The sequence below is a fragment of the Streptomyces sp. NPDC051987 genome (assembly GCF_040680735.1).
GTDB lineage: Bacteria > Actinomycetota > Actinomycetes > Streptomycetales > Streptomycetaceae > Streptomyces.
Map to the genome: position 1 here is coordinate 98101 of NZ_JBFAXI010000025.1, position 8197 is coordinate 106297.

General features: G+C 73.2%; 5 protein-coding genes. 4 read left to right on the forward strand and 1 reads right to left on the reverse strand.

Annotated elements, in window-relative coordinates; genetic code table 11:
- Window positions 1-108: 108 nt before the first annotated feature.
- Window positions 109-2592 (forward strand): aminopeptidase N, encoded by a 2484-nt coding sequence (gene pepN, locus AB0M11_RS16360; protein WP_365705794.1) that lies wholly within the window; start codon window positions 109-111, stop codon window positions 2590-2592.
- Between the two features lie 301 nt (window positions 2593-2893).
- On the opposite strand, the gene AB0M11_RS16365 is transcribed toward pepN, so the two are convergent.
- Window positions 2894-3442 carry a GNAT family N-acetyltransferase gene (locus tag AB0M11_RS16365; protein WP_365705796.1) on the reverse strand — a complete coding sequence of 183 codons (549 nt, stop codon included), beginning with the start codon at window positions 3440-3442 and terminating at the stop codon, window positions 2894-2896.
- A 218-nt stretch (window positions 3443-3660) separates the two neighbouring features.
- On the opposite strand from AB0M11_RS16365, the gene AB0M11_RS16370 reads away from it, so the two are divergent.
- The 3 genes from AB0M11_RS16370 (at window position 3661) to pyk (ending at window position 8102) form a co-directional block, all read left to right on the forward strand.
- Window positions 3661-5019, forward strand: a complete 1359-nt coding sequence (locus AB0M11_RS16370; protein ID WP_365705798.1) for an aminotransferase class V-fold PLP-dependent enzyme — start codon at window positions 3661-3663, stop codon at window positions 5017-5019.
- Window positions 5016-6431 carry a SidA/IucD/PvdA family monooxygenase gene (locus tag AB0M11_RS16375; RefSeq protein ID WP_365705800.1) on the forward strand — a complete coding sequence of 472 codons (1416 nt, stop codon included), beginning with the start codon at window positions 5016-5018 and terminating at the stop codon, window positions 6429-6431. The genes AB0M11_RS16370 and AB0M11_RS16375 overlap by 4 nt, the downstream gene beginning before the upstream one ends.
- A gap of 234 nt (window positions 6432-6665) precedes the next feature.
- Window positions 6666-8102 carry a pyruvate kinase gene (pyk, locus tag AB0M11_RS16380; RefSeq protein WP_365705802.1) on the forward strand — a complete coding sequence of 479 codons (1437 nt, stop codon included), beginning with the start codon at window positions 6666-6668 and terminating at the stop codon, window positions 8100-8102.
- Window positions 8103-8197 lie beyond the last annotated feature (95 nt).

Here is an 8197-nt window from a genome sequence, read left to right on the forward strand (position 1 = left end):
GCGCCCACCAGCGCGATCTCGCCTCCGCCACCGCCCGCGGGCCGGACATAAGCCGCGTACCTCTCCCGCCCCTGTGCGATGCCGGTGTCATCGGGCAGCATGGCCCGCATGTCCGTACTGACTCGCGACGAAGCGCAGAGCCGCGCCGAGCTCCTCGACGTCCACCGCTACACGATCGACCTCGACCTGACCACCGGGGACGAGACCTTCGACTCCCGTACCGTGATCAGGTTCACGGCCCGGTCCGACGGCGACACGTTCGTCGAGATGAAGCCCGTCGAGCTGCGCGCCGTCACCCTCGACGGACATCACCTCGACCCCGGGACGCTGGACGAGAACCGGCTGCCCCTGAAGGACCTCACCGCGGGCGAGCACGAGCTGCGCGTCGACGCCGTCATGCGCTACTCGCGCACCGGCGAGGGCATGCACCGCTTCACCGACCCCACGGACGACGCGACGTACGTCTACACCCAGCTCTTCATGGACGACGTGCAGCGCGTCTTCGCCGCCTTCGACCAGCCCGACCTGAAGGCCGTCTTCGAGCTGTCCGTGACCGCTCCCGAGGGCTGGACGGTGCTCGCCAACGGGGTCACCGAGGACCTCGGCGAAGGCCGCTGGCGGGCCGCCGCCACCCCGCTGATCTCCACCTACCTGGTCGCCGTCGCCGCCGGCCCCTGGCACTCGGTGCGCACCGAGCACCGCGGACTGCCCTTCGGCATCCACTGCCGCCGCTCGCTGGCCCCGCACCTCGACGCCGACGCCGAGGAGATCCTCGACATCACGCGCGCGTGCTACGACCGCTACCACGAGAAGTTCGAGGAGCCCTACCCCTTCGACTCCTACGACCAGGCCTTCGTCCCCGAGTTCAACGCCGGCGCCATGGAGAACCCGGGCCTGGTCACCTTCCGCGACGAGTTCGTCTACCGCTCCGCCGTCACCGACACCGAGCGGCAGACCCGCGCGATGGTCATCGCCCACGAGATGGCCCACATGTGGTTCGGCGACCTCGTCACCCTCCGCTGGTGGGACGACATCTGGCTGAACGAGTCCTTCGCCGAGTACATGGGCTACCAGACCCTCACCGAGGCCACCCGCTTCACGGACACCTGGGTCGACTTCGGGGTGGCCCGCAAGGCCTGGGGCTACGACGCCGACCAGCGCCCCTCCACCCACCCGGTCGCCCCCGAGGCCGTCGAGGACACCGCCGCCGCCCTGCTCAACTTCGACGGCATCTCCTACGCCAAGGGCGCCTCCGCCCTGCGCCAGCTGGTCGCCTGGACGGGCGAGAAGGACTTCCTGGCCGGCATCAACATCCACTTCCGGCGCCACCGGTTCGGCAACGCCACCCTCGCCGACTTCATCGACTCCCTCGCCGCCGCCACCGAACGCGACGTGCACGCGTGGGCCGACGCCTGGCTGCGCACCACCGGCGTCGACACCCTCACCCCAGTCCTGGCCACCGCCGCCGACGGCACCCGCACCCTCACCGTCGAGCGCACCGGCAGCCGCCCGCACCGCGTCTGCGTGGGCGTCTACGACCAGGACCTCGCCGACGAGGGCCGGTTCACCCTGCGCGAGCGCATCGACCTCGACATCCCGCAGACCGTCCCCCAGGTCCTCGGCAAGCGCCCCGCCCTGCTCGTGCTCAACGACGGCGACCTGACCTACGCCAAGGTCCGCTTCGACGCCGAGTCCGCCGAAGCCGTCAGGGCCGGCCTGTCGGGTGTGCCCGACGCGCTGACCCGCGCGGTGGTCTGGAACGCCCTGCGGGACGCCGTCCGCGACGGCGAGCTGTCGCCGCTCGCCTACCTGGAGACCGCCCGCGCCCACCTCCCGCACGAGACCGACCTCGCCCTCGTCCAGGGTGTGCTGGCCTTCACCGCCGTCCACGTCGTCGACCGGTACCTCGGGCCCGAGGACCGCCCCGCCGCCCTCGCCACCGTCTCCGCCCTGTGCCGCGACTTCATCCGGCGCACCGAGGACGGCGACAACCCCGGGCTGCGCCTCATCGCGGTACGGCACTTCATCGCCGCCGCCGCCCACCCCGACACCATCGCCGCCTGGCTCGCCGAGGGCACCGTGCCGGGCGGACCCGAGCTCGACCCCGAGCTGCGCTGGCGCGTCATGACCCGGCTCGCCGTCCTCGGCGCCGTCGACGAGGACCGGATCGCCGCCGAACTGGCCCGCGACCCCAGCGCCAGCGGCCAGGAGGGCGCCGCCCGCTGCCGGGCCGCGCTGCCCGACCCCGAGGCCAAGCGCACCGCCTGGGAGGCGATGTTCGGCGGCGACGAACTCTCCAACTACCTGTTCACGGCCACCGCCGAGGGCTTCTGGCACCCCGAACAGGCCGACCTGGTCCGCGACTACGTGCCGCGCTACTACCAGGACGCCGTCGCCGTCGCCGCCCGGCGCGGCCCCCGCATCGCCACGGTCACCGGCCGGCAGGCCTTCCCCGCGCACGCCGTCGACGCCGAGAACCTCGCCCTCGGCCGGGCCTGCCTGGCCGACGCCGATCCGGTGGCGGCCCTGCGCCGCCGCCTCGTCGACGAACTGGACGACCTGGAAAGGGCGTTGCGGGTCCGCGAGGGCTAGGGCGACGAACGCACGCCGGCACGGGCGGGCGGACCCCGTACGTCGGCAGGGTCGGGCCGGGCACACGCCGGCATGGGCGGGCGGGCCCGGCGCGCACGACGGCACGGGCGGGCCGGGCACGTACGCCGGTACGGGCGGGCCGGGCAGGCACCACGGTATGGGCGGGCCGGTCACGCAGGACGGCACGGGCGGGCTGCGTATGCCGGTACGGGCGGGCCGGGCACGCACCACGGCAACGGCGGGCCGGACGCGGAGACCGGCACCGGTGGGCCGGTCGCGGAGGCGGCCCCTACCGGGCTGCTCAACCCGAGGCCGGCCGCAGCTCCGCCCGGCGCACCGCGCCCTCCCGCGGCCCGGCGCGCCGGTTGCCCACCTCGGCCGCCCTGGGCGTCGCCGCGCCCAGCGTGAAGCCCAGGCGCTCCAGGAAACGCTCCCCGGGGCGCCAGCCCGGCGGCACCGACGCCGTCACCAGGGACACCCCCTCGGCATGCGCCAGCAGCGACTCCGCCAGCGCCCGCCCCAGGCCCCGGCCCCGCGCCCAGGGCGCCAGCAGGAACAGCCCCACCGCGACCGCGCCGGACACCGGATGGTTCCGCACCGCGTCCACCAGGCCCGAGACGACCCCGTCCCGCTCCAGCACCAGCAGCACCTTGTCGGCGGGATCGGCGCCCTCGGGCAGCCCGTAGAACAGGCTCTGCACGTCGCCCGGCCCCGACGGCAGCCCCGTCGCCGCCACGAACCAGTCCTCGCAGGCCTCGAAGAGGTCCAGCAGCGGCGCCTCGTCCGCGGGTCGCGGCTCCCGCACCAGCACCCGCTCACCGGGCACGTCGATCATCCACGCGTCAACCATTCGACCGACGTTAACCCCGGTCAGCCCCGGTCTCAACGCCCTTGCACCGCTCGCCCCGACGCGCCCGGGGCACACCGCCCCGACAGGTTTTCCCCGCACGGCAGTACCCACTTTCGGGTCTCGATCGTTGGGCTTTGGGGACGCGCAGACCCAATCCCGTACAAGCTGGAACTCCCCCTGCGGACACACCCTTTCGGCCAGCGCCCCGAGGAGAGCCCATGAGCACGCCGCCCCTCGCATCCGGACCCCTGGGTCCCGACGCCCTGCGGCCCCTGCTGGACACCGTGCTCGACGCCCTGCGCGAGGGCGGCCGGGCGCGCGGCGGACCGCTGCCCGCGGGCGGTCCGGTGGCGGTGGCCGAGCGGGTCGCGGACGCGATGGGGGACGTCCTGCCGGACGCCGGCGACCCCGACGCCCTGCGCACCCTGGTCACCGCCCTCGCCGAGGGCGCCGCCGATCCCGCCGACCCCCTGTGCGCGGGCCACCTGCACTGTCCGCCGCTCGCCGTCGCGGTCGCCGCCGACCTCGCCGCGAGCGCCCTCAACCCCTCCCTGGACTCCTGGGACCAGGCCCCGGCCGCCGCCGCCCTCGAAGCCCTGGTCACCCGCACCCTCGCGCACACCATCGGCCTCGCCGACGCCGTGGTCACCACCGGGGGCACCGAGTCCAACCAGCTCGCCCTGCTCCTCGCCAGGGAAGCCGCCGGCGGCTCCGTCCGGCTGGTCTGCGGGGCCAACGCCCACCACTCGCTGCCCCGCGCCGCCTGGCTGCTCGGCCTGCCCGACCCCGTCGTGGTCCCCGCCCCGAACGGCACCCTCGACCTGTCCGCCCTCCACGACGCCCTCACCCACCTGCCCCGGCCGCTGCTGGTCGCCGCCACCGCCGGCACCACCGACGCGGGGCTCATCGACCCGCTCCCCGAGATCGCCGGGCTCTGCGCCGCCCACGGCGCCCGGCTGCACGTCGACGCCGCCTACGGAGGCGGCCTCGCCTTCAGCGACCGGCACCGGGAGAAACTCGCAGGCCTGGAGCGCGCCCACAGCGTCACCCTCGACCTGCACAAACTCGGCTGGCAGCCGGTCGCCGCCGGTCTGCTCGCCGTCGCCCGTCCGGCCGAGCTCGGCGTCCTCCACCACCACGCCGACTACCTCAACGCCGACGACGACACCGAGGCCGGCTACCCCGACCTGCTCGGCCGCTCCCTGCGCACCACCCGGCGCCCCGACGTCCTCAAGATCGCGGTCACCCTCAGGACCCTGGGCCGTAACGGACTGGGCGAGCTGGTCGACCAGGTGTGCGCACGCGCACGGGACTTCGCGGCCCTGGTCCGCGAGCACCCCGGCTTCGAGCTCTACGACCGGCCGGACATCAGCACCGTGCTGTTCCGCCCCACCGGAGCCACCGACGACGACGTCGCCGGTGTACGGCGCAGGCTGCTGCAGGACGGCCGGGCGGTACTCGGCCGGGCCCGGCTCGACGGCCGCCTCTGGCTCAAGGCCACCCTCCTCAACCCCCACACCCGGCCGGACGAACTGGCCCTCCTCCTGAAACTCGTGGAAGGAACGACGCCCCAATGAGCTCGACGCCCAACCCCCCACACCACGAGCCCGAAGCACCCCGGGACCTGGTCGGCATCGGCATCGGCCCGTTCAACCTCTCCCTCGCCGCACTCGCCCACCCGCTCGCCGAACTCGACGCCGTCTTCTACGAACAACGCCAGGGTTTCGACTGGCACCCCGGGCTGCTGATCGAGGGCGCCACCATCCAGGTCCCGTTCCTCGCCGACCTGGTCACCCTCGCCGACCCCGCGAGCCCCTGGTCGTTCCTCACCTACCTCAAGGCCCGCGACCGGCTCTTCCCGTTCTACTTCGCCGAACGCTTCCACATCCGGCGCGCCGAGTACGACGCCTACTGCCGGTGGGTTGCCGAGAGCCTGCCCGGCCTGCGCTTCTCCCACCAGGTCGACGCCGTCCGCTGGAACTCCGAGCGCGACCTGTTCGAGGTCGACTTCACCCGGCTCGACGCGGCGGGCGAGGCCGAGTCGCTGGGCCGCACCTACACGAAGAACGTCGTGCTCGGGGTCGGCACCGTCCCCTACGTGCCCGACCCGCTCAAGCCCCTGGTGGAGTCCCCGGGCATCCCGGTCATCCACGCCGCCGACTACCTCGACCACCGTGAGGCCTTCCTCACCGCCGAGCACGTCACCGTCGTGGGCTCCGGCCAGTCCGGCGCCGAGGTCTTCCTCGACCTGCTGCGCAACCGGCCCGCCGGCCGCGAGAAGCTGCACTGGATCGGACGCGGCGAGGCGTTCGCGCCCATGGAGTACTCCAAGCTCGGCCTGGAGCACTTCACCCCCGACTACACCCGCTACTTCCACGCCCTCGCGGAGCCCGTCCGGGACCGGCTCGTCACCGCCCAGTGGCAGCTGCACCGGGGAATCGACGCCGACACCCTCGCCGCCATCCACGACGAGCTCTACCGCCGTACCCTGCACGGCGGCTGGCCGGAAGCCGTGCTGACCCCCGGGGTCCAGGTGCGCACCGCCGGACGCGTCGCCACCACCAAGGTCGAGCTGCACCTCGAACACGTCCAGCAGGGCAGCCGCTCCCGGCTCACCACCGACGCCGTGGTCCTGGCCACCGGCTACCGCGAGCGCCCCCTCGGCCGCCTGCTCGCCGGGCTCGACCCCTACCTGCGCCGGGACAACAGCGAACGCCCGCGGGTGGACGAGCGGTTCCGGCTCGTCCTCGACCCGTCGGTGACCGGCGCGGTGTACGTGCAGAACGCCGAACGCCACACCCACGGCGTCGGCGCCCCGGACCTCGGCCTGGCCGCCTGGCGCTCGGCCACCATCCTCAACTCCCTGACCGGGAAGAACCCCTACCCGCTGCCCGCGCGCACCGCCTTCACCAGCTTCGGCCTGGAGCGGCCGGAGGAGCGGGTCCCCGCCCAGCAGCAGCCGAGGCAGCTCACGCCGCTCGTCGACTGAGCGCGGGGCGCCGGTCCCTCCCGGAAGCGGGGACCGGTCCGGCGCCCCGTCCAGCTCCGTCGGCGAAGCCCTTCGGGCCCGGTGACCTGATCACGCCGCATTCAACAAGTGCGAGATGCTCATAGGAGCGGGATGCCGCACATTCAACACTTGTCAACAGGCCTTCACTCAAAGGTTGTTGGGGCGTCATGTACGGCCGATTCTCTACCCGCCGGTAAGGCCTAGGCTCGAACCATGCGCCGAGCAAAGATCGTTTGTACTCTGGGGCCCGCCACCGACTCGTACGACCAGATCAAGGCACTGGTCGACGCCGGAATGGACGTCGCCCGATTCAACCTCAGCCACGGCGGCCACGCCGAGCACGAGGAGCGCTACCACCGCGTCCGCAAGGCCTCCGACGAGTCCGGTCGCAGCGTCGGGATCCTCGCCGACCTTCAAGGCCCGAAGATCCGGCTCGGCCGCTTCACCGAAGGCCCCGTCCTCCTCGAACGCGGCGACACCTTCGTCATCACGGTGGAGGAGGGCGCCGAGGGCGACCGGCATCAGTGCGGCACGACGTACCGCGGCCTGGCGGGTGACGTCACCCCCGGTGAGCGCGTCCTCGTGGACGACGGCAAGGTCTGCCTGGAGGTCACCCACGTCGACGGCCCGCGCGTGCACACCACGGTCGTCGAGGGCGGCATGGTCTCCGACCACAAGGGCCTCAACCTCCCGGGCGTCGCCGTCTCGGTCCCGGCCCTGTCCGAGAAGGACGAGGCCGACCTGCGGTGGGCGCTGCGCACCGGCTTCGACGTGATCGCCCTGTCGTTCGTGCGCAGCGGCCGGGACGTCGAGGACGTCCACCGCATCATGGACGAGGAGGGCCGCCGCCTCCCGGTGATCGCCAAGGTGGAGAAGCCGCAGGCCGTCGACAACATCGACTCCATCGTGGCCGCCTTCGACGGCATCATGGTCGCCCGCGGCGACCTCGGCGTGGAGATGCCGCTGGAGCAGGTGCCGATCGTCCAGAAGCGCGCGATCAAGCTGGCCAGGCGCAACGCCAAGCCGGTCATCGTTGCCACCCAGATGCTCGACTCGATGATCGAGAACTCGCGCCCCACCCGCGCCGAGGCCTCCGACGTCGCCAACGCGGTCATCGACGGCACGGACGCGGTGATGCTCTCCGGCGAGACCAGCGTCGGCAAGTACCCGATCGAGACCGTGCGCACGATGGCGAAGATCGTCGAGGCGGCCGAGGAGGACATCCTCGCCAAGGGGCTGCCGCCGCTGACCGAGAGCAACAAGCCCCGCACCCAGGGCGGCGCGGTCGCCCGCGCCGCCGCCGAGACGGGCGACTTCCTGAACGCGAAGTTCCTGGTCGCGTTCACCGAGTCGGGGGACACGGTCCGCCGGCTGTCCCGCTACCGCTCGCCGATCCCGCTGCTCGCCTTCACCCCGGAACCGGCCACCCGCTCCCAGCTCAACCTGACCTGGGGCGTGGAGACCTTCCTCGGCCCGCACGTGGACTCGACGGACAAGATGGTCGACCAGGTCGACGAGCTGCTGCTGAAGTACGGGCGCTGCCAGAAGGGCGACGTCGTGGTCATCACGGCGGGCTCCCCGCCCGGCGTCTCCGGCTCCACCAACATGGTCCGCGTCCACCACATCGGCGAGGACGACAGCCCGAAGTAGTGGGGGGGGGGGCCGCCGGGCGGCGGGGGGGCCGGGGGCCCCCCCAGAAAAGACACCGAGGGGATCGGGGGAGCGGGGGGGGTGGGGGGAGTGTG

What these genes read in the sequence shown, in the direction of transcription:
- pepN (WP_365705794.1), top strand. Translation starts at nt 109, where the DNA reads ATGTCCGTACTGACTCGCGACGAAGCGCAGAGCCGCGCCGAGCTCCTC.
- AB0M11_RS16365 (WP_365705796.1), bottom strand. Translation starts at nt 3,442, where the DNA reads ATGGTTGACGCGTGGATGATCGACGTGCCCGGTGAGCGGGTGCTGGTG.
- AB0M11_RS16370 (WP_365705798.1), top strand. Translation starts at nt 3,661, where the DNA reads ATGAGCACGCCGCCCCTCGCATCCGGACCCCTGGGTCCCGACGCCCTG.
- AB0M11_RS16375 (WP_365705800.1), top strand. Translation starts at nt 5,016, where the DNA reads ATGAGCTCGACGCCCAACCCCCCACACCACGAGCCCGAAGCACCCCGG.
- pyk (WP_365705802.1), top strand. Translation starts at nt 6,666, where the DNA reads ATGCGCCGAGCAAAGATCGTTTGTACTCTGGGGCCCGCCACCGACTCG.